The sequence below is a fragment of the Iodidimonas muriae genome, assembly GCF_014647255.1.
GTDB lineage: Bacteria > Pseudomonadota > Alphaproteobacteria > Sphingomonadales > Rhodothalassiaceae > Iodidimonas > Iodidimonas muriae.
The window spans coordinates 274,657-299,251 of sequence record NZ_BMOV01000002.1 but is presented as its reverse complement, the minus strand read 5'-3'; the positions used below and the strand labels follow the sequence as shown (position 1 = coordinate 299,251).

Genomic DNA, 24,595 nt, shown 5'->3' with positions numbered 1-24,595 from the left:
ACCCGCGCCATAAAAATCTGCCAGTCCTACCGCGGCAACACGTCCTGGATGATTTATCCAAAACAACGCCCTATAGTCCGCCTATGCAAGACTTTCTTCTCAATCATGAAATGGCCGTGCGGGCCACCGCCTTTGTCTCTATTTTCCTGATCGTGGCCTTGGCCGAGATTATTGCGCCACGCCGGAAAGGGGCCAATCGCCTCAAACGCTGGCCGCTCAATCTGGGCATGGTGGTGCTGGGCAGTCTGGCCATTCGGATGATTGTCCCGCTGATCGCCGTAGAAGCGGCCTTGCGCGCTGCCGATGCCGATATAGGCTTGTTCAATCTTGTGGATTTGCCCCGGTGGGTAGAGCTGGTGGCCGCCATTTTGCTGTTGGATCTGGCCATCTATGCCCAGCATGTAGCCTTTCACCGTATCCCCCTTTTGTGGCGTATTCACCGCATGCACCATTCCGATCTGATGTTGGATGCCACTTCGGGTATTCGCTTCCACCCTTTTGAATTTGTGCTGTCCATGCTGATCAAGGTGGGGGTGGTGACGGCATTGGGGGCCGATGTGGTTGCGGTAATTGTGTTCGAGATCCTGTTGAATGCCACCGCCATGTTCAATCATGGCAATCTGCGCCTTCCCGAAAGGCTTGACCGCATGGTGCGCCGGATTCTGGTAACGCCAGACTTTCATCTGGTGCACCATTCCACTCTGCGCCGCGACCATGACAGAAATTACGGCTTCAACCTGCCTTGGTGGGATTATGCCTTTGGCACCTATAAAGCGCGCCCCGATAAAGGGCTGAAGAATATGCAGATCGGCCTTCCCCAATGGCGATCCCAAGACCAGCTTGGCCTTAAAACGCTTTTATGGACACCCTTTTTGAGCAACAGCCCGGACAATGAAAAAGGCGCCCCGCCAGCGCACGAACGCCAACACTCATAAAGCGCCTATCGGTGCATGGCACATTTGGCTTATGCTGTTGGCGCTCGTGAAATGCTTTGGTGCATCACGCCGCTCTTTCCATCTATCGGGGGCTTATTTCAATGATCAATTCTGCCATTTTCTATCCTGTTGCCGTTCTTGTCTTATGGACTTTGGCCATTCTGCTTATGGTTGGCCTTTCGCGTTTGGGGGCCGTGAAAAAGGGGCAGGTTCCCTTATCCTTTTATCGGCTATATCGTGGCGGGGAAGAGCCCGACAAGCTGGCAGCAATGGGCCGGCATTTCCACAATCTTCTGGAAGTGCCGCCGCTTTTCTACCTCACCTGCATCATTGCCTATCTCACCCAATCGGTAAGCACCGCGATGATGATACTGGCCTGGGGGTTTGTGGCTTCACGGCTTTTGCACAGCGCCATCCATCTCGGCGGAAACAAGGTGCAGGCCCGCTTTTCGGTATTCCTGATCGGGGTGCTGATTGTGGTGGCCATGTGGGTGCTGATTTTGTTGCACCTATAAGATCAAAGGCGAGGGCGCACGACCGAAAAGAACGACGTTTTCTTGACGTGTGGCCTTCGCCCCCCTAGGTATCTGGCCAAACCCCTTAGTGAATCCGGATAGCCATGTCTTTACGCCCGATTGTAACCTGCCTTGATCCCATATTGCGCGAGAAAAGCGCACCGGTGGAGCATGTGGACAGCGATCTCGATAAACTGATCGAAGATATGCTGGAAACCATGTATGACGCACCGGGCATTGGCTTGGCAGCGATTCAGATTGGTCTTCCCCGGCAATTGCTGGTGGCTGATATTTCCGATGATGACACGGTGCGCAGTCCGCATGTCCTGATCAATCCGAAGGTGGTTTGGACGTCCGATGAGCGCAATATCTATAATGAAGGGTGTCTGTCCGTCCCCGAACATTATGCCGAAGTGGAACGCCCCGCCGCGTGCAAGGTGACCTTCATCAACCGTGACGGCAAGGAAGACAGCATCGATGCCGATGGCCTGCTGGCCACCTGTTTGCAACATGAAATCGACCATCTGAATGGCGTGTTGTTCATCGATTATCTGTCAAAACTGAAGCGCGATATGATCATCCGCAAAGTGGCCAAGGCCAACCGCGATACGGAAATGGTATAAGGCGAGCCAAAACGCGCCCCATTTTAAAAAGAGGCATCCATGACCGGTTTAAAACTCGCCTTTCTTGGCACGCCGGATTTTGCGGTGCCCACATTGGCCGCCTTGCTTGAGGCTGGCCATGATGTGCGGGCCGTTTATAGCCAGCCACCCCGCCCTGCCGGACGCGGCCATAGCCTGCGCAAAAGCCCCGTCCATGCATATGCCGAAGACGCCGGTCTGCCGGTCTTCACCCCCAAGCGGCTGAAAAAACCCGTCCAAATTGAGCAATTTCGTGCCCTCGATCTGGATGCGGCAGTGGTGGTGGCCTATGGCCAAATCCTGTCCAAAGATATTCTCGATGCGCCGCGGCTGGGCTGTTTCAATGTGCATGCGTCGCTTTTACCGCGCTGGCGCGGAGCAGCCCCCATTCACCGGGCCATCATGGCCGGCGATACGGAAACCGGCATCAGCATCATGCAAATGGATGAAGGGCTGGACACAGGACCGGTGCTTTTGATGAAACGCACCCCCATCAATGATGACGACACCACCTTGAGTTTGCATGACCGGCTGGCGTCTATGGGTGGCCCGATGATGGTGGAAGTGCTCGAAAAAGTGGCGCTGGGCACGATCAATGCCACCGCCCAGCCGGAAACCGGCATCAGCTATGCCCATAAAATCGACAAGGCCGAAGCCGAAATCGATTGGGCGCAAGATGCCGCCATTCTGGCGCGCAAGGTGCGGGGGCTTTATCCCTTTCCCGGGGCCTATACATGGATCAAGGGCGAACGGGTGAAGCTTTTGGCGGCGCGCCTTATCCCGCAAGAAAACCCAAACGCCATACCCGGAACGGTTCTGGACGATCAGTTGACCATTGCCTGCGGTAACAATGCCTTGCGCCTTGAACAGATACAACGGCCCGGACGCGCCGCCATGGATCGGGACACATTTTTGCGCGGCTTTCCCGTAATAGCCGGCCAGCTTCTTACGCCCCATAAAAGCGCGTGACTGTGATGCAACGGTTCAAGATCACCATCGAATATGATGGCCGGCCCTATGTGGGCTGGCAGATGCAAAAAAACGGCCCCAGCGTTCAACAGGCCCTTACCGAAGCCATCGCCGCCTTCACCAATGAAGAGGTTCTGGTTCAAGGGGCCGGGCGCACTGATGCCGGTGTCCATGCCACCGAACAAGTGGCCCATGTGGAAATCGAAAAGCCCATGGCGGCCCATCAAGTACAGGGCGCGCTGAACCATCATCTGAAACCGCACCCCATTTCCGCCCTGAAGGTGGAAGCGGTGGAAAACAGCTTTCATGCGCGCTTTTCCGCCACCGGACGCGCTTACCGCTATCGCATCATCAACCGCCGGGCCCCTTTGAGCTTTGACAAGGGCCTTGCCTGGCATGTGGCGCGGCCCTTGGATGCACAGGCCATGCATGAAGCGGCCCAATATCTGGTGGGACGCCATGATTTCACCACCTTCCGCCATGTGGCCTGTCAGGCGAAATCACCGGTGAAAACGCTGGATCTTTTGATGGTGGAGCGGCAGGGCGAGGAAATTATCGTGCATGTGGCGGCCCGGTCTTTTCTGCATCATCAGGTGCGCTCTATGGTGGGCACATTGGAACTGGTAGGGGCGGGGAAATGGGCCCCGCAACAGGTGCAAGAGGCCCTTTTGGCCAGAGATCGCCGCGCTTTGGGCTTCAATGCCCCACCCGACGGATTGTATCTGAGCCGCGTGCGCTATGACACACCATCCATGCCTCGCGATAAAACCACTGTCGGCTGATCACGGTAACAACGCTCCACCGGATTCTTGAACCCCGCCTTTTCAGCAACCCGCAAAGACGCGCGATTGTCCGGATGGATAAGGCACACCGCCCGCCTTGACCTGAAATGCGCATCCGCCCACTTTTGCGCCGCCGCCACCGCCTCGCTGGCATAGCCCTGCCCCTGCGCTTCAGGGATCAAGGCCCATCCCATTTCCGGCACATCCCCCAAAGGCGGATCGATCTGGCGCTTGAAATCCATAAACCCCACCTCCCCCACAAAACGTCCGGTGCGTTTTTCAATCACCGCCCAAAAGCCAAAACCCAGCAACGCCCAATGCCCGCTATAGCGCAATAACCGGCCCCAACATTCTTCTTGTGAAGCAGGCGGCCCAATATGGCGCACCACCCGATCATCGGCCCACAAGGCATATACATCCTCAAAATCTTCAAGCTGATGAAGGCGCAGGATCAAACGCCCGGTTTCAAGGTTTCTGTCAAACATAGGGGCCTCGTTTCAAAAAGACTTCAGATCAAACATGGTAAATTTGTTTTTAAATATTTCTATTCACTTGCCAAAGACACGACAAAATTTCTTCTTTCATGCCGGATTTTGCTTTCTATAATATCGCCTGTAACATTTTTATTCATTTGGTCTCTTTCGCTAACAAAAAACAAGAATAACGCTATCTCTCTGTTTTTATCTGTGTATTGTTTTTGAAGGACTATCCAAAAGCGCAACGAGGGGTCGGGCGCATGACGGAGCAGCGATCACATACGCCATCAAAGGCGAAAAAGGCCGACAAAGGCCGGGCAGCTCCCCATGCCATCCTGAACATTCTCGATACCGGCCACCGGCCCGATGCCCGCGCCCGGCGCAGTCTGGCGGAATTTGTCGCCCAGATATATGCGCAAAATGGTCTTAATGCAGCTGAACGGAAAGCGGCCATCGATGTGTTGCACCGCTTTGCCCATGATACCAGCCTGTCTGTGCGTCGGGCTTTGGCACATTGCCTTGCCAATACGCCGGTGTTGCCCGCTTCGTTGGCCCGAAAACTGGCACAAGATGTGACTTCGGTTGCCGAACCCATCCTGATGAGTGCACTGGCGCTAACCGATGAGGATCTGATCGCCGTTATCATGCTGCATGATGATCGCAAGCAAATGGCCATCGCCAAGCGCCCGGCCCTTACTCAAGCCGTGACCCATATGCTGATTTCACAGGGTACAGAGCCGGTGGTGGATCAGGTGCTGCAAAATGAAGGGGCGGCGCTTCATCCCGATGATGTCCAGCGGGCCGCCAACCGGTTCGGCCAAAGCGCCAAGGTTCTTTCTGCCATTGCCAAACGCCACGACCTGCCCCCCAATCTTGCGATCGATATCATTCTACATGCCAGCATCGGTCTGGAAACCTTCATCAAAAAGCAGATCGACCTGCCCCCTCCTTTTCTGGAAAATCTTGTGATGCGCGCCCGCGATGAAGCGGTTCTGGGACGGCTTGATGCCCTGCCGGAAAAAACCCTTCTGACCATTTTGCAGCGCATAAATTTAAAAGGTCATCTGCGTGACAGCCTTGTCTTGCGCGCGGTAATTTTAGGGGACCGGGATCTGTTGGAAGCGGCCTGTGCGGTGCGGGCAGAAATTGGCCTTATTCCCGCACGGTTGCAGCTTTATCATCGCGGCCCCCATGCCTTGAACAAATTTCTGGACCGATGTGGTTTTTCCGCCATGCTGGAACAGGTGATCGTGCTTGCTGTTCCCACCTTAAGGCAAAGCATGGAAGGCGCGCCCCTTGATACACAACAATATCAAGGCGTTATCATAAGCCGTATCGTCGGAAACTTTCGCACCATCGCCCCCGGATCGCCGGAAACGGTGATTGCCCAGCTTTTACGCCTCCCCGATTGATCTGCCGCCCATCCAACGGGCTACCAGAACCGCTTGGTTCGGCCTTATACTGCGCATGGTATCCTACCCCCTTGATGCCATTTGATCTGTTGCTTGTTCCGGTTTCTTTTGCTGTAGAAAGGCCAAACCATGAGCCTCAAGGATCTATATCCCATCGACACTCCCGACCATCATGATGTGATGAACCGCTTTGCCTCGCGCTTTGATTGGCGGTTCGATGATGGCCGGCAATCTCTTTTGGGCCTGTATGAAAAAGGCAAGCGCAAGCAATGGAATGCGGTAGAGCGGATCGACTGGAGTCTGGAACTGGACCCGGAAAATCCGCAACAGCTACCCCCGCAAGTCTTGCCCATCAATGATGCGCCCTGCTTTTTGAAATTAAGTCCGGCCCGCCAGATCGACGTCCGCCGAAACCATCAGGCCTGGACCAATTCGCAATTCCTGCATGGTGAACAAGGGGCGCTTTTATGCGCGGCCAAAATTGTGCAAAGCGTCCCCGATCTGGACAGCAAATTCTATGCGGCAACACAGGTGATGGATGAAGCCCGCCATGTGGAGGCTTATAAAAACCTGATGCACAAATTCGGCATTGCATGGCCCATGAGCAAGCCTTTGCAATCCTTGCTGGATCAAGTGCTGGAAGATGACCGCTGGGATATGACCTATCTGGGCATGCAGGTGGTGATCGAGGGGCTGGCACTGGCGGCTTTTGCCATGGTGCGCGATCAGGCGCAAAATCCGTTGGCCCAGCAGGTGAATGCCTATGTGATGGAAGATGAAGCCCGCCATGTGGCCTTCGGGCGGCTGGCCTTGCGCGATTATTATCCGCAACTGAGCGCAGCCGAACGCAGCGAACGCGAAGACTTCCTGATCGAAGCCTGTTATTTGATGCGCGACCGCTTTGAAGCCCGCGAGGTTTGGGAAACCATGGACCTGCCGGTGGAAGAATGTGTGAAGCATCTGCAAGAAAGCGGCACCATGCAACAATTCCGCAGCTTTCTATTCAGCCGCATCGTGCCCATTGTGAAAGATATCGGCTTGTGGAGCGAAAAGGTACAGACCGCCTATCGTGACATGGGCGTGCTGTCTTTTGCCGATGTGGATATCGACGCGCTGCAAAAACGCGACGAGGACATTGCCGCTGAACTGGATGCCCGCCGCAAACATGTGAACACAACGATCCGCGCCGCCGGAGAATAAATGGCAACACGGATCGCTATGATTATATCGCCTAGGCGGCTTTTGTTACCTTGGCCAAAACGTCCTGTGCCTCCCGAAACTGGGTCAAAGCCCGGCTGATATAGGCACAGGCTTCTTCGCCATAGCCATCGGTAGAGGCCGACCAGACACGGTTCAGATAACGCTCACCGGCAGCAAAGCTCGACATTATTTGGGCATAAAAGCTCAACCCGTAAAGATGCGACAGGCTTTCCCGCGCCTCCACAAAGGCCAGAAGATGGCCGCGGAACCGCTGGTCCACCTCGTGGCGCAATTGATCAGTGGGCAATGTTTCCTTAATGGCATCAAAGTCTTGCAGGCTGGAAACAATGGCATTCAAACTGGAAATGAGTGTATCGCGATTACCGTGCAACACATGACTGGCGCTGGCCTGCGCCTTGCGGGAACGGCGCAGCAACACAACACCCAGCGCCCCCACCAGCAAAACCGGCACAAAGAAAACCCACTTCACCAGCACCTCGTCAAGCGAAGCCAGATAGGTGCCCGTTAAAAATGAGGCGGCGATTATAAGAAGAGCAATGCGATCAATGGTCATGGTTTGTCCCCTCACGCGCCAAGAATCATATAAGCGGCAAAGCCGACACCCACCAGCGCTTCGCCGACAATAAAGCCCGCAGCAATGGGGATTCCCACCTCTTCAGACCATGTTTTGCCTTTGCGACGATCGGTGATTTCCCGCAGCAATGTGCCCACCCCATAGGTGAGAACGATGGCGAAGGGCAGATAAAAGCCCAGACCCACCGTGATACCCAGCCCACCTTGGGTGGCGGTCAACAACGCGCCCATCAGGGCTCCGGCGATATATTTATGCACCGGCACATCACCGCCCAGAATACCATCCACCGTAGACGCCAAAGCGGTGGCTTGCGGCGCGGGTAATTCCGCCGAGCCCATGCCATAGGCTTCATGCAGGACGAAAATAAGCGCCATCACCACAATCGGCCCCAGCCATGCGCCCATGAACTGACCCAATTGCTGCATCCGCGGCGTGGCACCCACCAGATAACCGGTTTTCATATCCAGCATCAGATCCGTGGCCTGGCTCATGGCCACACAGGTGGCCGCCCCCACCATGATGGCGGCAACGATGGCGTCGCCCCGTTCCAGATCCGCAACTACAATGATCAACAAAGTAACGGCGATCAGCGTCATGCCTGAAAGCGGCGACCAATTGGTGCGTCCAATGGCTTCCGATAGAATGATCCCCGCCATCCAGATCCATAATGTGCCCAAAACCCCCATCACAAGGCCGCGGCCAATGCCCACGGTTTCTACCGATGTGATGGCCATGAACACCAAAAGCACCGTGGCGCCGGCAATGGCATAATATAAAAGCTTGATGGGCATTTCATCGGCGCTAATGCCCGCTTTGGATTTCGCCGCATCCTGCATGGACCGCACCGCAGAGGCGATCAGCGGAAAGGCAAAAAACACCCCTGCAATGGCGCCGCCAATCAACATGCCGATGCCCACAGGACGGAACAGCATAACCCGCAAGGCTTCGGGATCGGTGATCCGCGCGCCATCGGCGGCAATGGGGAAAGCATCGGTCAGATCCAGCATGGGTGCAATGACCCAATAGACCACCAGACCACCAATGATGAACGCCACACCGCCACGCCCGGAAATGAAGCCAACCCCCAATGTCAGCAACGACAAATACCAAACGCCGCTCATATAGCCGGGCATCCCGATCAACGCGCCCAGATCGAAATGGTCAACACCGGTCCCAAGAGAAATACCGTGCAAGATGGCCGCAACGGCCGCCGCCGCCAACAGCAGAACCGCTTTCCTGATGCCCGCCCCGGGGGCTTTCAGGATGGTCGCCACCGCCACCCCGCCGGGATAGGTGAGACGCTCGAAATCGATCATCTGCTTTCTGAGCGGAATGATGAAGGCAATGCCGAGAAACGCCCCGGCTATACAGCCGAATGTCAGCAAAACCGGATCGAATTCGCTGCCCTGCCCCAGAATGAAAATCGCCGGAACAGAGAACATCATCCCCGAGGACGCACCGTTCACCGCACTGGCCACCGTTTGGGTGACATTGTTTTCAACAATGGACCGCCGCCCCAAAAGGCCGCGCAAAATACCAAAACCCAAAATGGCCGCCAGTTCCGAGCCTTCAATGGAAAAGCCCAGCTTCAAAGACGCATAGCCAATGGATGCCGCGATAATAACACCCAAAAACCAGCCAACGATAACGGCGTGCCAACTTAATTCGGGATACGCCCGGCCAACCGGACGCGCCTCTACCTGATGCGATGATGCCACAGCAATTTTCCCCAGCGCTTTTGCAATCTGCACTTATTTCGTGCTTAGCGGGGATCATGGCGTCCGCGTGAAGGCTGTGCAAGAAAAAGCGCGCCAATCTGTGGTCTTGCCGCACATAGCCCACATCTTATGATCAATAAAATTAGAAAGTTTCTTATAATAACAACCCAAAGGGGTTATCGACCTTGCACCGAAGCCGCCAATCGCAGGCACAACCGCGCCGTCAGGGTTTGCGCCGGTTGTCCCGTGCTTTTACACATGAGCTCGGTTTCCAAAGCCAGATCCAAAGCCGCTTTCAAACGATTTTCAGGCCAACGCCGGACATCGCGCAAAAACCCGTCACGTTCCTTGAAAAACACCGGTGGAGCCAATTTGGATGTCGCCTGCGCTGCATCCAGCCCTTGCGCCATATGGCCGCGCACCAGATGCAAACGCGTCAGGCGGCTTTGCAACACGCGTAAAATGGCGATGGGGTTTTCTCCGGTGATATAAGCCTTCTCGATCAGGCGATCGAGACGACCAACCTCGCCGCCGGTGACCGCTTCAGCAATCTGCGACAGGGTCATGGCCGCCCCATCGCCAACACAGGCCCGCACATCCGCAAGGCCGAGCGTGCGATCTTCATCAGCCCCTTTATACAAGATCAGCTTGTCCAGCTCGTTTCGGGTGATCATACGGTCGCTGCCCAAATGGCTGGCAAGCCATGTCACCGCATCAGGCGCCGGTCTTATATTGGCCTCTTCCAAGGTGCGGTGCACAAGATCCAGAAGGTCGCGGCCCTCATCGGCATAACAGGCGATGGCCAAGAGATGCTTTTCGGCCTCGAACATCTTTCGCAGCTTCGATCCGGCGCCCAACCCATCCGCCGTCACCAATAAAAGGCTATCGCCACCGGCGGTCAGAGCCTCCGCAATCGACGGAGCCATGCTGTCGCTGGCCCCGTCCAGCCGCACCAGCCTGCGCCCCCCCGTCATGGAAAAGGCCGCCAGTTCATCGGCCAACAAGGATGGTGTGGCCTTTAACTGATCGCCCCCCAGACGCACCACCCGGAACGGATCGGTGAGATCGGCCACCACCTGCTTGCCAATGGCTTCTGTGCGTTCACGGATCAGCCCTTCATCGGGGCCATATAACAAAACAGCCCGATAATGTGCGGGAAGTGCCCGGGTCGCCTCAAGACTTTGTCCCCTATTGGCCTTGACCATTGCGCCGTTCCCTAAGGTGCATCACGCCTGAAATAACGGGCCAAACGCGCCACCACTTTATCGACAATCTGCGCCGCCGCCCGATCGCGGGCATCGCGCTCCGCCGATAGATTGGCGAAATCCGATTGCACCACATCATAGGCCATCCACGCGCTGAGGTCATCGGACAGCGCAATCTCGCCGCTTTCCAGATCCACCAGCACCATATGGGCATCCAATTGCAACCGCTGGCGGGTGATCGCCCGGTCTTCGCGAAAGGCATAACCTTCAAAGCGCTCTTTCAATTCCATTTGCAGGCTGTAGCGCGGGGTGCCCGCTTCCCCGCGCGGCGTTAGGGAGCTGACCAGATTATTGCGCAAATTTTGCCCCACCCGATCACGCATGGGGGCCACTTCGATGCTGGCAAAAGCCTCGGTCAAATCCTCGAACGCGGCCCCCGCACCGGTTCCGGCTGCCGGTCCATTTGTGCCATAAATCGGCTGAAACCCGCAGCCAGCCAACAAAAAGGCCAATAGCAGCGTGATCCGGGCACAAGAACGGGTCAAAAGCGGGGGACAGTGCATGATTTATACCACGATATTGACGATACGGTTGGGAACAACCACCACTTTACGCACGGTTTTGCCATCAATGGCCCGCATCACCTTATCCGATGCAAGGGCCACCGCTTCCACATCCTCACGCGGGGCATCTTTTGCCACAACAATGGTATCGCGCAATTTACCGCCCACCTGCACGCCCATGGTTACCGTATCATCCACAAGCATTGCGGCATCGGCCTGCGGCCAATCCGCACCGGCAAGCAGGGTTTTATGGCCCAAGCTCTGCCACAGCTCTTCCGCCAGATGCGGCATCATCGGTGACACCAGCCGCACCAGACTTTCCAATGCCTCGCGGTATACTGCCGGATTGATTTGGGGCACATCGCATCCGCCAATGGCATTGGCCAGCTCATAAAGCCGCGCAACCGCCCGGTTCAAATGCAAGCCTTCGATATCTGCGGTAACCCCGGCAATGGCCTTGTGCACCACCCGGCGCAGGGCAAGGCTGTCTTCAGACACGGGATCGGCAATCGCGGTCCCCGGTGCCACCAGCGACCCCTGCGCGCCCGAAACCAGCCGCCACAAGCGCTGCGTAAAGCGCCATGCCCCTTCAATGCCGGTTTCCGTCCACACCAGATCCCGTTCCGGCGGACTGTCGGACAGCACAAACCAGCGGGCCGTATCGGCCCCATATTGATCGATGATATCATCGGGATCGACCACATTGCGCTTGGATTTGCTCATTTTCTCGACACGGCCCGCTTCCACCGCAGCGCCGGTATCCGATCGCATCAGGGCCCCGTTGTCCCGTTCACGCACAAGGCTTGGAAAGACCCATTTGCCGTCTTCATCGCGGTAGGTCATGTGATTGACCATGCCTTGGGTGAACAGCCCGTCGAACGGCTCTTTCAAGGACACATGCCCGCAATGCTGCAAAGCCCGCGTGAAAAAACGCGCATAAAGAAGATGCAGGATCGCGTGCTCCACCCCGCCGGTATATTGATCCACCGGCAACCAATAATTGGCCGCATCCATATCGATGGGCTGGCTGCTATCGGGGGCGGTAAAGCGAATGAAATACCAGCTGCTGTCCACAAAGGTATCCAGCGTATCGGTTTCACGCAGCGCCGGTTTTTTGCATGACGGGCAGGATGTGTGCTTCCAGTCTGGATGATGATCCAAAGGATTGCCCGGCTTATCGAAGGAAATATCCTCGGGCAATGTCAGCGGCAAGTGCTCACGCGGGACCGGCACCGTGCCACAGGACTCACAATGAACGATGGGGATCGGTGTTCCCCAATAGCGCTGGCGGGAAACACCCCAATCGCGCAGGCGGAAGGTGACGGAGCGTTTTCCCCAGCCCTCGGCCTCGGCCCGGTCGATCACCCGGGTTTTGGCCTCTTCCACGCTCAAGCCATCGAGAAAATCCGAATGTGCCAAACGGCCCGGCCCCACATAGGCTTCCTCTTCAACGGAAAAATCCGCCACCGGCACATCTTGCGGCACCACAACAGGCTGCACCCGCAGATTATATTTGCGCGCGAAATCCAGATCCCTCTGATCATGGGCCGGACAGCCAAACACCGCCCCGGTGCCGTAATCCATCAAAACGAAATTGGCCACATAGACCGGCAATTCCAGTGTGTCATCAAAAGGATGACGAACCGTAAGACCGGTATTGAAGCCTTTTTTCTCCGCCTTTTCCAGCGCCTCTTGCGAGGTGCCCATGCGGCGGCACTCCGCGATGAACGCGGTCAGTTCGGCATTGTCTGTTGCCAAACGGGCCGCCAAAGGATGGTCGGCGGCAATGGCACAGAAGCTGGCCCCGAAAATCGTATCGGGGCGGGTGGTATAGACCTCGATCCCCTCATCACGGCCGGTAATGAGGAAGGTAAAGCGCAAGCCTTCGGAGCGCCCGATCCAGTTTTCCTGCATCAGCCGCACTTTTTCCGGCCAGCGTTCCAGCAATTTCAAACCATCGAGCAAATCATCGGCAAATTCGGTGATCTTCAAAAACCATTGCGACAATTTCCGCCGTTCCACCGGCGCACCGGAACGCCAGCCACAGCCGTCGATCACTTGCTCATTGGCCAGAACCGTATTGTCCACCGGGTCCCAATTCACCCAGGATTCCCGGCGGTAAACAAGGCCCGCTTCCAGAAAATCAAGGAACAGCGCCTGTTCATGGCCATAATAGTCAGGGTCGCATGTGGCAATCTCGCGCGACCAGTCAATGGCCAGCCCCACCTGCTTTAGCTGGGTGCGCATGGCAGCGATATTGTCATAGGTCCAGTCGGCGGGATGCGTGCCTTTTTCCATGGCGGCATTTTCCGCCGGCATGCCGAAGGCGTCCCAGCCCATGGGGTGCAGCACATTGAAACCGCGCGCCATGTAAAAGCGGGTCAGCACATCACCGATGGTATAATTGCGCACATGCCCCATATGGATGCGCCCCGAAGGATAGGGGAACATCTCAAGCACATAATATTTCGGCTTTGTGCTCGTATTTTCTGCACGGAAAATGCTGGCCTCGTCCCATTGACGCTGCCATTTCATTTCGGTTGCCCGGGGATTGTAACGCGACATGATGGTTCCTGAATACTAACCTGAAGACTTGGCCTGAAGACTGGCTTAGAGATGGACCTAATGGCGACTCTGGCGGCCAGCCTGATCTCTCATCCTTTGCATCGGCCCGACCTCGAACAAGGGCGGGCAACGGCTCGGTCTGCCTAAGGGATCTTTGGTTGAAGGGTCACTGATCCAGTGAATCGATACGAAGCTGCCGGGCACGCGCCAGAATGGCATCTTCTATCTTCAGTTCCGTTCCTGCCCGCAAAGGCTGGTTGGTCCAAATCCCCGTAGAATTGCGAAGTTGACGGACCACGGTCACTTTCAGCGTATCGGCGCGCAATTGGCTGCCCAAAATAAACACCGACACCTTCATCCGCTCATCCGGGGTATCGGGATGCACATACCAATCACTGATCAAGGCTCCGGCACGAGCGTCCACATCAATCATCGGCATGAAGGACAGCGTATCCAGAGAAGCGCGCCATAAATAACCGTTCACCCCCGATTCCGTGGGTTCGATACGCACGCGATCCTTATCGCCGGACCCGCAAGCAGATAGGCTAAGCGCCGAAACGACAAGGCCAATTACCGCCACAAGACGTGTGAATGTCATGAAGATCCTTTTCGCTCTATTGCTCCGGCCATCATCGCCGGAAGACCACCGAACTCGGCTATATACCCAGCTTATCGGCGCTTGACCAGAGGCGAGACATGAAGAACCGTCCAGATTATGGCGGATATCCCCCTTCCCGACGCTTTCCTCTTGGCCCAAGTGCAGATAGGCAACAGGTTGAAAGGAAATGCGCAAGCCGACTGGATTCCTTGATAAGGGAATGGTAATCTGATCGGGTACTTACTATGTGTATGTGCATTCAAGGGGGGATCTCAGACCATCAATTTTCCGGGCATCCCTTCCATTCGTAACCAACAGCGTAGACAATAACAGCCCAAGAGCAACAGACCCGTGCAGAAAACGTTTTTGAAAGGATTGGCGGCAACGGCCCTTTGTCTTGCATTCACAGCCCCTGTGAACGCAGCCGATGCCCCTCGTTTCAAATCCAGCGGATTTTTGCAATCCCTTGACCTGTTTACCGATCAAAGCGCGTATTTGAATGCCGAAGAAGAACGCGCGGCCCGGCTGAAGATCGATTTCGCCTTCCGCAGTGAACAAGCCAGCGAAGAACCCGGCTTTTTATATCTGCGTGATGAAGACGATGATGCCGATATGCCAACGATCCCTGTCTCGCGGCCCATCACCAATTTCACACCGCGAATCAGCGCTCTTGGTGGCCTTGATCGCGGCATTGATGCCGGCGGACAGGCGCGAATCCTCAGCAGCTTCACACCCCGTTATGCCACATCAGAAATGACCCTGAGCTTTGCACCGCAAAAAACCAGCGATGTGCAGGATCGTGTCAATCTGGCCCTTCGGTCGGAATTTTTGGTGGAACAATCCCCGACCTCCTCGGCATTCACGTCTTATGACCAGCTGAGCCCCTATGATCGCCAATCGGTAAATGTGGGGCTGTCTGTCGGTTATCTGGGCTTTGTGGTGGGCGCCACCATGACCCGCGAAACCGGCGGGCTTTTGGATGATATCGAAGGCTTCGATGTTGGCTTTGGCTATGAATGGTCGGCCTTTTCCACCCAGATTTCCGTTGGCGAATATAACCGCACTGACACACAAAACGGCCTTGTCGGGCTGGACAACCAGTTCCACAAGCTGGAATTGGGGGCCGCTTATGCGGTTTCAGAGCGGCTGCGCGTGTCTGGCGGAGTGCGGCTGTTCGATTATGGCAATCGCTTCAGTCTGGACCCCGACTCGGCGGACCGCTCTGGCCTGCTTTATCTGGGCACCCGCCTCAATTTCTAAAAATTGCCAAGAAACGCCCTACGGGACAGCGGATCAGCAAAGCCTGAGATCGCCGCACATCCTGCAAGACCGGGCGGCAATCGGCGCATGGTCTGGCTATTGAGCCCGCCCAAAGCATAAACCGGAATATTCGTTGCCTCCATGAGACGGGCCAGCCGGTGCGGGCCAAGGGACACAGCCTGCGGATGGCTGGATGTGGAAAACACCGGCGAGATAAAGGCCGCATCCACCCCCAGATAGGCCGCATGCCGTAAAGCGGTGCGATCATGCGCCGCAGCGGTCAGAATTGCACCCGGCCCGCAGATCGCCCGCAAACGTCCAACCTGTGTACGCCCCATCCGCAACAATTGCCATTGCGGCAGATGCAGCCCTTGCGCCCCTGTTTTTTGGGCCAGGGCCGCATCCCCTGCCACCAACAAAAACAGACCGTGCATGCGGGTCATATGGGCCATCTTTTGGGCAAATGCCGCCCGGTCCCCGGCATCATAATCTCGCAAAACCACGCCACTGCCCCGACGCAAATGCGGTAAAATGGCCAAGGGATCACGCCCCGCGCCCCGATCGGCGAGAAAAAAGCACGGTGGCGCCCTCTTGACCAAAGGCCGGATGTGTTTCACCTGAGACTCCATACAGACAAACAGGACCGCAACAGATGACCGAACCCTATCGCCCCGAGGCACTGGCTGGCAATCTTGCCCATATTTCCAAAAGCATCGATGCCGCCATGATAGAGCATGGCCTTGAAACGCCGCGCCCGCAGGTGATTGCCGTTTCCAAACGGTTTCATGCCAACCAGATCCGCCCCTTGCTGGAGGCTGGCCACCATGTGTTCGGGGAAAACCGGGTTCAAGAAGCCCAAGAAAAATGGCCGGCCCTGAAAACGGAATTTCCCAAAACCGAACTGCATCTGATCGGCCAATTGCAAAGCAACAAAGCCGAAGAAGCGGTGGCCTTGTTCGATGTCATCCAAACCGTCGATCGCCCGAAACTGGCGCGCAAACTGAAAGATGCCATGGACAAGCTGGATCGGCATCCGGCCTTTTTCCTTCAGGTAAATACCGGCAACGAACCACAAAAAGGCGGCGTCGCACTTGATGATCTGGCGGACCTTCTGGCCTATTGCCGCGATGAACTGGCCCTCGATATCGCCGGATTGATGTGTATTCCCCCCGCCGATGACGACCCCGCCCTGCACTTTGCCTTGCTCAACAAATTGGCACGCCGCCACGGGCTGGCCAAATTGTCTATGGGTATGAGCGCCGATTATGAGATTGCCGCCGTCATGGGGGCGACTTATGTGCGGGTAGGCACCGCCATTTTCGGCACACGCCCCGCCTGATACATCCCGGCTCATCGACCGTTATCAACACCAATATCAATCACCGATGCGGCGGTCAGTCTGGCCGCCAAAGCCAGCAGATCATCGGGGCGCAACGCCACGCATCCCATGGTGTGGGATAGCTGGTCGTCGGTCATGTGCAGAAAAATCGCACTGCCCCGGCCCGGCACCACCGGCAAACGGTTAAAGCCGATCACCACCAATAAATCATATCGGTTATCATCGCGCATCAGCCGTTCATGGCTTTCAAAAAAGGGCCGCGTCACCAGCTGATTATACTGCGGACTATGGGGCGCATCGCACCAGCCCATCGCCTCGTTTATGGGATGAAGATCAAGGGCACAGCGGGGCCGGGCCATCCGGTCCGCACGGTAAAACCCGCTCTCCAGCCGATAGCGGCCCGCAGGCGTTGCCCGATCGCCTTCCTGCGCTTTGGACGCCGCCACAATCCCCGCCAAGCCAAGGGCGCAGGGAAAGTCCATATCCCGATAGCGCAACACACCGCGCGGTTTATGGGCGGGGGCGCGCACAAAAATCACATCATCACTCATAGAAAATGACCGGTTTTATCGCGCTTGGTGGCCAGATAATGGGCATTATGCTCGTTGGAAGGAAAGCGGTGCTCCACCCGTTCCACCACCTTGATACCTTCCCGTTCCAATCCGGCAACTTTTTCGGGATTGTTGGTCAACAACCGGATGCGGAGAAACCCGAGAGCCTTGAGCATGGCCGCTGCCGGACCAAATTCCCGTTCATCAATGGCAAATCCAAGACGCAGATTGGCATCCACCGTATCATGCCCTTGATCTTGCAAGGCATAGGCCTTGAGCTTGGCCACAAGCCCGATGCCCCGACCTTCCTGCGCCAGATAAAGCACAATGCCGCCGCCCGCCTGTTCGATGGTTTCAAGCGCTCCGGTGAACTGATTGCCACAATCGCATTTCAACGAGCCAAGGGCATCACCGGTAAAACATTCCGAATGGAGCCGCACCAAAACCGCATCCGATGGCGCAGGAGAGCCCACCAGAATAGCGAAATGTTCGGTGCCGCCACTTTCCGGACGAAAGGCGACAATGCGGCTATTGGGGGCGCCCTTCATGGGCAATTTTGCATCGGCCACCACCATCAGACCGCCCGTTTGCGCCTGCATATGGGCTTTGATCTGCGGCACGGACACCAGCAACAACCCGTGGTGATGCGCCATATCTTGCGGCACATCCGCGCAAAGATCGACACTCACCGCTGCGGGCAATAAATGGGCGATTTTCAAAAGAGCCAAGGCCGCTTCATCAAGCGCCGCCTGCTCTGTCGTCGCTTCTTGTACTTGGAATGGCCCCTTCATTGGCGCCGATAAATCCGCCGTAGGGTCTGCAAGGGCGCGAATGCCGAAGCTGCCCTTGGGGCAGGACAGGCGCACCGCATCACGGCCCTTATGACGAATTTTCAACACAGCGGCCCGTTCACGACTGATCAGCACTTGCGGCTTTCCAAGCATGGAAAGGCGTTCCAGCCGCCGGGCATCGGCCAATTCCGCAGGCAAAACCATAAGGCAGCGCCCGCCCGGCCCGTCATGGGTGGCGATCACAACCGGCAAGCCGCGACGCAAATCATCTGCGGCTCTTAAAATCACAATGTCGTCACGCAGATGTGTCTGTAAATAGGCAGGACTTGTCGCCATCTCCGGCTCACTCTGGTTTCAATGGATACTGTATGCCATAGATAACGGGTCGTGTACCGATTGGCACCCCGATCATATGAGTTTTTGCGAAGCCTTTAAGGAAAGATGCAATCGCTATGACGGTTAAAAGAATTCTGCTTGTTGATGATGATGATGATTTACGCGGCGGTTTGGCGGAACAACTTTCCCTGCACGAAGAGTTTGAGCCGACCGAAGCGGAAACCGCATCAAAGGGCATTGAAAAAGCCCGCGAGGTCAACCCCGATCTGATTATTCTGGATGTGGGATTGCCTGATATTGATGGCCGCGAGGCCTGCCGCATGATGCGCAAAGCGGGCATCAAGGTGCCCATTATCATGCTCACCGGCGCCGATACCGATGCCGATACCATTTTGGGGCTGGAATCCGGTGCCAATGACTATGTGACCAAACCCTTCCGCTTTGGGGTGCTTCTGGCCCGCATGCGCGCCCATCTGCGCCAGCATGAACAAAGCGAAGATGCAGTGTTCCAGATCGGCCCCTATGTGTTCAAGCCCGCCAACAAGCTGTTGGTGCGCGAAGCCACCGGAGCCAAGCTGCGCCTGACGGAAAAAGAAACCTCGATCTTGAAATATCTCTATCGTGCCAGCGGCAAATCTGTCAGCCGCGAAGAGCTGTTGAACGAGGTGTGGGGCTATAATGCAGGGGTGACCACCCACACATTGGAAACCCATGTCTATCGCTTGCGGCAAAAGATGGAAGACGATCCTTCAGATGCCCGGCTTTTGGTAACAGAACCCGGCGGCTATCGGCTGGTTTCCAAAAAAAGCGATTAAGCCAAAGCCATTCAATCGCAGCCAAAGAAAAAGGGGCGGGCTTTATTGCCTCCCCTTTTTTCTGGCCTTTTTCCTGGCCGGCGCGGCCACTCAGCCCACAGGCAGGTCCAAATCCACAATCACCGGCGCGTGGTCTGATGGTCGTTCCCAGCTTCGCGCATCATCAAAGACCTGCATGGCTTTCAGGCCACCTTGCAAAACCGGGCTGACCCACACATGGTCCAGCCTGCGCCCGCGATTGGATTTCCGCCAATCTTTGGACCGATAAGACCACCAGGAATAAAGCGGTTCATCGGCGGATACGAAATGACGCATGACATCCACCCAGTCATGGGCGGCACGCATGGCCTCCATCCGCTCGGTTTCCGGCGGGGTATGGCTCACCACCTTCAACAATTGCCGGTGCGACCATACATCGCGCTCCAAAGGGGCCACATTCAGATCGCCCACCATGATGCTGGGTTCCGATAGCTCTCGGGACCAGGCGATCATTTCATCGAGAAAATCCAATTTATGGGCAAAACGAGGATTGCTGTCCCGATCCGGCTCGTCCCCCCCCGCCGGCACATAAAAATTGTGCACCATCACCCCACCGGGCAAACGGGCCGCCACATGCCGGGCATCGCCTTTTTCGCACCAATCGCGGGAGGTCACCTCCGTAAGGGGCAAGCGTGATACCGTTGCCACCCCATGATGATTGCGCTGCCCATGCACCGCCTGATGACGATATCCGCGCTCTTCAAACCAGGATCGGGGAAACAGATCCGTTTGCACCTTTATTTCTTGCAGGCACAAAACATCCGGACGGTGCTCCAAAAGAAACCGGTCCACCAGATCAAGGCGGGCCCGCACGGAATTGACATTCCATGTGACGATTCGGGCACGATCAGATGGACGCGATGACATAAAGCACATTCTCCGGTGTTACATATGGTTGAAAAGAGGGTCTGCTAAAGCATAGCCGGACAAAAGCACCGCACGGCCCTCAAAAAATATTGAGCGTGCTGCCAATGATACCGATGGGCCAGCGCCCTTGCTCGAAAATCTGGAATTTGTGGGAAAATACATGCTCGCCCTCCCCGCCGGAGGCGATCACCAAAGCCGCCTGATGGCACATTTGCACCGCAGCGCCGGTGGCGGCCCGCACAAAGGCTTCATCATCGATCAGCAAAAAGCCGCGTACATCTTCGGCACCGCGATTGGCGGCATCGGCAGCCACCGCCGCCACATGGGTCAGGGCCACGTCCAAAGCATTGTCATCCACCTGCTGCAAGGCCTCATGCACCAAAGCCATGCGCAATTGTTCTTCCGCTTCCCATGCCGGGCTATTGAAATCGGCACTTTCCGCAGCACCAGCAGCATCTTCCCACAGGGCCAACACCGCTGGCTCGGCTTCAGGAAAGCCCAAAGCAGCGGCATAAAGCTGCCCATCAAGGCGCAAATCATCGCTTATGGGGTCCCCCACATGACGAAACCACGGGGTTTGCCCGATCAACCGGCAGAACCGGCTTAAAGGCGCAAGGGTGGGATACTGTTCGAATATATCGTTCAGATCATCTGCAGACACGGGGGATCGTCCTGTGACGGGGAAACCAAAAATCACACAGCTTCTATCGCATAACGGGGTACGAGGTCGAGAAGAGCTTCAGCCGAGCCAAAAATCCCGCTTTAAAAATGGCGCGTGGTCGAGGGGCGGCTTCGGCCGGGCCCAGAAATCTCACTTAAAAATGGCGCCCGGTCGAGGGGGGCTTCGACCGGGCGCAGCGCATATTTCAGCGCTTTACGGTAGCCAGACCGGAAAGTGGGGGGCACAACTCCGGGAGGGGAAGGCTACCGTAACTCCGTAAATAGGCGAACAGTGTGGCATTTCAAGGGCGAAATACTTTCTTCATCGCACCCTTTTGCGACGTTGTGAGGGCAATTTGCGCGGGTCTTTGAAACGCCACAGGCTGGAATCGGCCAATACCGGATTAAGCTGCGGATTTTCAAGCCTGATCCGTGTCACGGCCCCTTGACCGTCCACCACTTCCCAGCCCCGCAAAAACAAAGATTCGTCCGCACGTTCTTCTATCAACAGCGTCAGATTGCCGCGCTCGGCAGCCTCCTGATCCTCGACGGAAACCAGATACACCGCCTGTCCACCCACATCCAGGCGGTTGACCATGGCATTAACGGACTGAAGATCAACGGTTTTCGCCACCAATAGTGCCAAAGGCGTGTCATTGATCGGCCAGCGGGTCACTTGCCCCACATCATAGTCGATAAAGCTCAAAACATCGCCGTCGCTCACCAGCAACAAAGGGGTGCCGTCGGAATATTCAAAGCGCATACGGCCCGGCCGATCAAGGCTGAGAACACCCCGGCTGATGGTGCCGTCATCGGCAATCTGCACAAAAGTGGACTTCAGCGTATCAATGCCGTTCAAGAATGTTTCAATTTTGTTGATGCGCGCCGTCAGCCCGACGGAGCCCACATGGCGCTCTTCCAAAGCAGGAGGAGCATCCGAATCCGCTTCTTGCTCTACGTCCTGAGCTGAAACACCAATGGCGGCAAACGACCCCAGAGAAAAGAAAAGCGCTTTTAAAAGATCCCGTGCCATTGATCATTCCTGATTCTGAAAAAATATCCCTGCCATGATCTGGTTGAATGTGGGCTGAACCATGGCGGATTTAAAGGGAATTGGGATGAAAAAAGCACAAAGTACCGTGCGACATATGTGCATCATCTTTGGTTCTATCAGGCATCTTCTTCCCGTTGCGGCACCAAAATCTCGCGCTTTCCCGCATGATTGGGGGCACTGATCACCGCCTGATCCTCCATTTCCTCGATCAGCGATGCCGCCCGGTTATACCCGATGCGCAAACGCCTCTGGATATAGCTGGTGGACACCCGCCGGTCGCGCAGCACCACATCCACCGCCTTATCATAAAGCGACGCATCCGCATTACCGTCTTCACGGGATGGCCCGGGAATGAACGGGCTATCAAACCCTTCTTCGGGCTCTTCCGTTACTTCCCCCACATAGGAGGGGGCAGCTTGTTTCTTCAAATATGTGACAACCTTTTCCACCTCGCCATCAGAAACAAAGGCCCCATGGACGCGAGTGATCCGCCCGCCACCGGCCATGAACAACATATCCCCTTGGCCCAGAAGCTGTTCGGCCCCCTGTTCGCCCAAAATGGTGCGGCTGTCGATTTTCGAGGTCACCTGAAAGGAAATGCGGGTGGGGAAATTGGCCTTGATGGTGCCGGTGATCACATCCACAGACGGACGTTGTGTGGCCATGATCAAATGCAAACCCGCGGCCCGCGCCATTTGCGCCAGCCTTTGCACCACCGCTTCCACATCCTTCCCCGCCACCAACATCAGATCGGCCATTTCGTCGATCACGATCACGATCATTGGCAAGGGTTTGAAATCGAACGCCTGTTCTTCATAAACCGGCTGGCCGGTTTCTTTATCGAATCCGGTCTGGACCTGACGTTTCAAAGGCTCGCCATTGGCCTCCGCCTCGGCCACCTGCTTGTTATAGGCCGCCAAATTACGCACACCGATTTTCGACATGGCGCGGTAACGCTCTTCCATTTCACGCACCGCCCATTTCAGAGCCACCACCGCCTTTTTCGGCTCGGTCACAACGGGGGTCAGCAAATGGGGAATATCGTCATAGATACTCAGCTCTAGCATTTTTGGATCGATCATGATCAGCTTGCAGCGCTCTGGAGGCAGGCGATACAGCAAAGAGAGGATCATGGCATTCAAGCCAACCGACTTCCCTGACCCCGTGGTGCCCGCCACCAATAAATGCGGCATGCTGGCCAGATCGGCAATCACCGGCGCCCCGCCAATATCCTTGCCCAGGGTCAACGGCAATTTGGCCGTGGACGTGTCAAAGTTTTGCGAGGCCAGAATTTCGCGTAAAGGCACGGTTTCGCGCAGGCTGTTGGGCAATTCGATGCCGATGGCATTGCGCCCGGGGATCACCGCAACACGGGCGGAAATGGCGCTCATGGAGCGGGCAATATCATCGGCCAGGCCGATCACCCGCGCCGATTTCACACCGGGGGCGGGCTCCAGTTCATAAAGGGTAACCACAGGGCCGGGACGCACATGGACGATTTTGCCCTCGATGCCGAAATCTTCCAGAACCGTCACCAAAAGCCGGGCATTTTGCTCCAACGCATCTTCGCTCAGCCGCGACGATGGATCCATAGCCTTTGGCTTGTTCAGCAAATCCAATGGCGGCAGGCGAAAACCGTTCTGTTCGGGAAACAACGAGCCTTGGCGTTCTTTTTTGGCGCGACGGCCTTCCTTTGTTGAAACACTGCCCGGCTCGATACGGTTTTTGGCGATACGCATACGTTCGGCATGGTCTTCTTTCGTTTTGCGCTTTTTCACCGGCTTCCGGGGCTTTGGAGCGAGATCATCCGCCGCGCCATCGGGGCGCACGCGCCTCGCAACAGCCCAAAGCCCACGCCCCAGCATCCGCACAAACCGGCCAATGGCGCGGATGATCGCCATCCATTCCTCGCGTGCAATGCCAACCGCCGCCAACAGCGCCGGCACACCCGCCAGCAATCCGATCATGCTGATCGCCCATCCCGGAATCGCCAGGTCGATCGCCTCGCGTATGCTGTCCATACCGCTCGACAACCGGTCACCCAAAAGGCCCCCATAGCCAAGACCGTCAAACGGCCAGCCAGCCCCCGCAGGAATTTGCGACACCGCCAGCGCAAAACCCATGGCCGCAACGGGCAGGACCAGAAGATGCGTCCAGAACCAGGGCAATCCGCGCCGCGACCCGATGCGCCACGCCCAGCCAAACAGGGGAAACGCGATCACGATGCTGGCAAGCCCCAGCGTTTGCAGCAACAGATCCGCCACCGCCGCACCGGGAAAGCCCAGCAGATTGTTCACCGCCATATTCGCGGATCGGTTCAAGGTGGGATCATTGGCATCAAAGCTGGCCAAAGCCACAAGAATACCCAGACCCAAAAAAGCAATAGCAAATCCAGACACATAAGACCCCACCCGCCGGATCATGGCCATCGCCCCTGCCGGCAGCAAAGGGGGCCGTTTGGTCTTTGTTTGTCTTCGTGCCACGCGTCCCGTCCTCCGTGCTATTTTAACCCGCATCCCATAAAATCTTTGCTCTTGCGGCCCGGATATCTGGAACAAAAGTAAAACAGCCTATCCGACTTGCCAACCGCTTTGGCAAGAAATCCCCATGCACCCCCAAAGCATCAAACACGGACCCTGTTGAGAAAGCGTGACAGGCTCTATAGAGCAGCGCTAGATTGACCCCTTGGCAAGTTTAAACGGACGATTG

24 protein-coding genes are annotated in these 24,595 nt (G+C 56.3%); 10 read left to right on the top strand and 14 right to left on the bottom strand.

All coding sequences use genetic code 11. The features are described from left to right. The first annotated feature begins 83 nt into the window (after positions 1–83). From IEX96_RS03840 to truA, 5 genes are all read left to right on the top strand, one after another. Positions 84–935: a sterol desaturase family protein gene (locus IEX96_RS03840; RefSeq protein WP_150004321.1), complete on the top strand. Its 852-nt coding sequence runs from the start codon at positions 84–86 to the stop codon at positions 933–935. Positions 936–1,036: 101 nt separating this feature from the next. Beyond that, complete coding sequence (locus IEX96_RS03835; RefSeq protein ID WP_150004320.1) at positions 1,037–1,450, top strand: MAPEG family protein; 414 nt, start codon at positions 1,037–1,039, stop codon at positions 1,448–1,450. A gap of 104 nt (positions 1,451–1,554) precedes the next feature. After that, on the top strand, positions 1,555–2,073 hold the full coding sequence (gene def, locus IEX96_RS03830; protein WP_150004319.1) for a peptide deformylase: 519 nt from the start codon (positions 1,555–1,557) through the stop codon (positions 2,071–2,073). A gap of 39 nt (positions 2,074–2,112) precedes the next feature. Further along, positions 2,113–3,060, top strand: coding sequence for a methionyl-tRNA formyltransferase (gene fmt, locus IEX96_RS03825; RefSeq protein ID WP_150004318.1), 948 nt, complete (start codon positions 2,113–2,115; stop codon positions 3,058–3,060). 5 nt (positions 3,061–3,065) lie between these two features. After that, positions 3,066–3,842, top strand: a complete 777-nt coding sequence (gene truA, locus IEX96_RS03820; RefSeq protein WP_188873497.1) for a tRNA pseudouridine(38-40) synthase TruA — start codon at positions 3,066–3,068, stop codon at positions 3,840–3,842. On the opposite strand, the gene IEX96_RS03815 is transcribed toward truA, so the two are convergent. Next, positions 3,797–4,327: a GNAT family N-acetyltransferase gene (locus IEX96_RS03815; protein ID WP_150004317.1), complete on the bottom strand. Its 531-nt coding sequence runs from the start codon at positions 4,325–4,327 to the stop codon at positions 3,797–3,799. The two genes, truA and IEX96_RS03815, sit on opposite strands and share 46 nt — an antisense overlap. 251 nt (positions 4,328–4,578) lie before the next feature. Between IEX96_RS03815 and IEX96_RS03810 the strand changes: the two genes are divergently transcribed. After that, the gene (locus IEX96_RS03810; protein WP_150004316.1) at positions 4,579–5,730 is read left to right on the top strand and encodes a DUF2336 domain-containing protein; all 1,152 of its coding nucleotides are present in this window, start codon (positions 4,579–4,581) and stop codon (positions 5,728–5,730) included. 129 nt (positions 5,731–5,859) lie between these two features. Next, the gene (locus IEX96_RS03805; RefSeq protein WP_150004315.1) at positions 5,860–6,930 is read left to right on the top strand and encodes a ferritin-like domain-containing protein; all 1,071 of its coding nucleotides are present in this window, start codon (positions 5,860–5,862) and stop codon (positions 6,928–6,930) included. Positions 6,931–6,961: 31 nt separating this feature from the next. Here IEX96_RS03805 and IEX96_RS03800 read toward each other — a convergent pair whose 3' ends face one another. The 6 genes from IEX96_RS03800 to IEX96_RS03775 form a co-directional block, all read right to left on the bottom strand. Then, positions 6,962–7,504 carry a hypothetical protein gene (locus IEX96_RS03800; protein WP_188873496.1) on the bottom strand — a complete coding sequence of 181 codons (543 nt, stop codon included), beginning with the start codon at positions 7,502–7,504 and terminating at the stop codon, positions 6,962–6,964. Positions 7,505–7,515: 11 nt separating this feature from the next. After that, positions 7,516–9,276, bottom strand: a complete 1,761-nt coding sequence (locus IEX96_RS03795) for an OPT family oligopeptide transporter (protein ID WP_229773509.1) — start codon at positions 9,274–9,276, stop codon at positions 7,516–7,518. A gap of 143 nt (positions 9,277–9,419) precedes the next feature. Continuing rightward, a complete protein-coding gene (gene holA / locus IEX96_RS03790; RefSeq protein WP_188873495.1) occupies positions 9,420–10,448 on the bottom strand; it encodes a DNA polymerase III subunit delta in 1,029 nt (342 codons plus the stop codon). Positions 10,449–10,459: 11 nt separating this feature from the next. Then, entirely contained in the window at positions 10,460–11,011 is a 552-nt protein-coding gene (gene lptE / locus IEX96_RS03785; RefSeq protein ID WP_150004311.1) for an LPS assembly lipoprotein LptE, read from the bottom strand. Between the two features lie 3 nt (positions 11,012–11,014). Continuing rightward, a complete protein-coding gene (gene leuS / locus IEX96_RS03780; RefSeq protein WP_150004310.1) occupies positions 11,015–13,576 on the bottom strand; it encodes a leucine--tRNA ligase in 2,562 nt (853 codons plus the stop codon). A 166-nt stretch (positions 13,577–13,742) separates the two neighbouring features. Further along, entirely contained in the window at positions 13,743–14,174 is a 432-nt protein-coding gene (locus IEX96_RS03775) for a DUF3576 domain-containing protein (RefSeq protein WP_150002574.1), read from the bottom strand. A gap of 351 nt (positions 14,175–14,525) precedes the next feature. On the opposite strand from IEX96_RS03775, the gene IEX96_RS03770 reads away from it, so the two are divergent. Continuing rightward, positions 14,526–15,434, top strand: a complete 909-nt coding sequence (locus IEX96_RS03770) for a porin (RefSeq protein ID WP_150004309.1) — start codon at positions 14,526–14,528, stop codon at positions 15,432–15,434. Here IEX96_RS03770 and IEX96_RS03765 read toward each other — a convergent pair. Then, complete coding sequence (locus tag IEX96_RS03765) at positions 15,431–16,051, bottom strand: thiamine phosphate synthase (RefSeq protein ID WP_229773508.1); 621 nt, start codon at positions 16,049–16,051, stop codon at positions 15,431–15,433. The genes IEX96_RS03770 and IEX96_RS03765 overlap by 4 nt on opposite strands. A gap of 35 nt (positions 16,052–16,086) precedes the next feature. Here IEX96_RS03765 and IEX96_RS03760 point away from each other — a divergent pair, with 35 nt between their 5' ends. Further along, positions 16,087–16,773: a YggS family pyridoxal phosphate-dependent enzyme gene (locus IEX96_RS03760; protein WP_150004307.1), complete on the top strand. Its 687-nt coding sequence runs from the start codon at positions 16,087–16,089 to the stop codon at positions 16,771–16,773. Positions 16,774–16,784: 11 nt separating this feature from the next. Here IEX96_RS03760 and IEX96_RS03755 read toward each other — a convergent pair whose 3' ends face one another. Together IEX96_RS03755 and ribA are read right to left on the bottom strand one after the other, a co-directional pair. After that, on the bottom strand, positions 16,785–17,324 hold the full coding sequence (locus IEX96_RS03755) for a L,D-transpeptidase family protein (protein WP_188873494.1): 540 nt from the start codon (positions 17,322–17,324) through the stop codon (positions 16,785–16,787). Continuing rightward, positions 17,321–18,451, bottom strand: coding sequence for a GTP cyclohydrolase II (gene ribA / locus IEX96_RS03750; RefSeq protein WP_150004304.1), 1,131 nt, complete (start codon positions 18,449–18,451; stop codon positions 17,321–17,323). The genes IEX96_RS03755 and ribA overlap by 4 nt, the downstream gene beginning before the upstream one ends. A gap of 116 nt (positions 18,452–18,567) precedes the next feature. On the opposite strand from ribA, the gene IEX96_RS03745 reads away from it, so the two are divergent. Continuing rightward, on the top strand, positions 18,568–19,266 hold the full coding sequence (locus tag IEX96_RS03745) for a response regulator transcription factor (RefSeq protein WP_149999995.1): 699 nt from the start codon (positions 18,568–18,570) through the stop codon (positions 19,264–19,266). Positions 19,267–19,356: 90 nt separating this feature from the next. Here IEX96_RS03745 and xth read toward each other — a convergent pair whose 3' ends face one another. From xth to IEX96_RS03725, 4 genes are all read right to left on the bottom strand, one after another. Further along, positions 19,357–20,172 (bottom strand): exodeoxyribonuclease III, encoded by an 816-nt coding sequence (gene xth / locus IEX96_RS03740; protein WP_150004303.1) that lies wholly within the window; start codon positions 20,170–20,172, stop codon positions 19,357–19,359. Positions 20,173–20,251: 79 nt separating this feature from the next. Beyond that, positions 20,252–20,833, bottom strand: a complete 582-nt coding sequence (locus tag IEX96_RS03735) for a hypothetical protein (RefSeq protein ID WP_150004302.1) — start codon at positions 20,831–20,833, stop codon at positions 20,252–20,254. A 321-nt stretch (positions 20,834–21,154) separates the two neighbouring features. Then, complete coding sequence (locus tag IEX96_RS03730) at positions 21,155–21,865, bottom strand: LolA family protein (protein WP_150004301.1); 711 nt, start codon at positions 21,863–21,865, stop codon at positions 21,155–21,157. Between the two features lie 137 nt (positions 21,866–22,002). Continuing rightward, complete coding sequence (locus tag IEX96_RS03725; RefSeq protein WP_229773507.1) at positions 22,003–24,369, bottom strand: FtsK/SpoIIIE family DNA translocase; 2,367 nt, start codon at positions 24,367–24,369, stop codon at positions 22,003–22,005. Between the last annotated feature and the right edge of the window lie 226 nt (positions 24,370–24,595).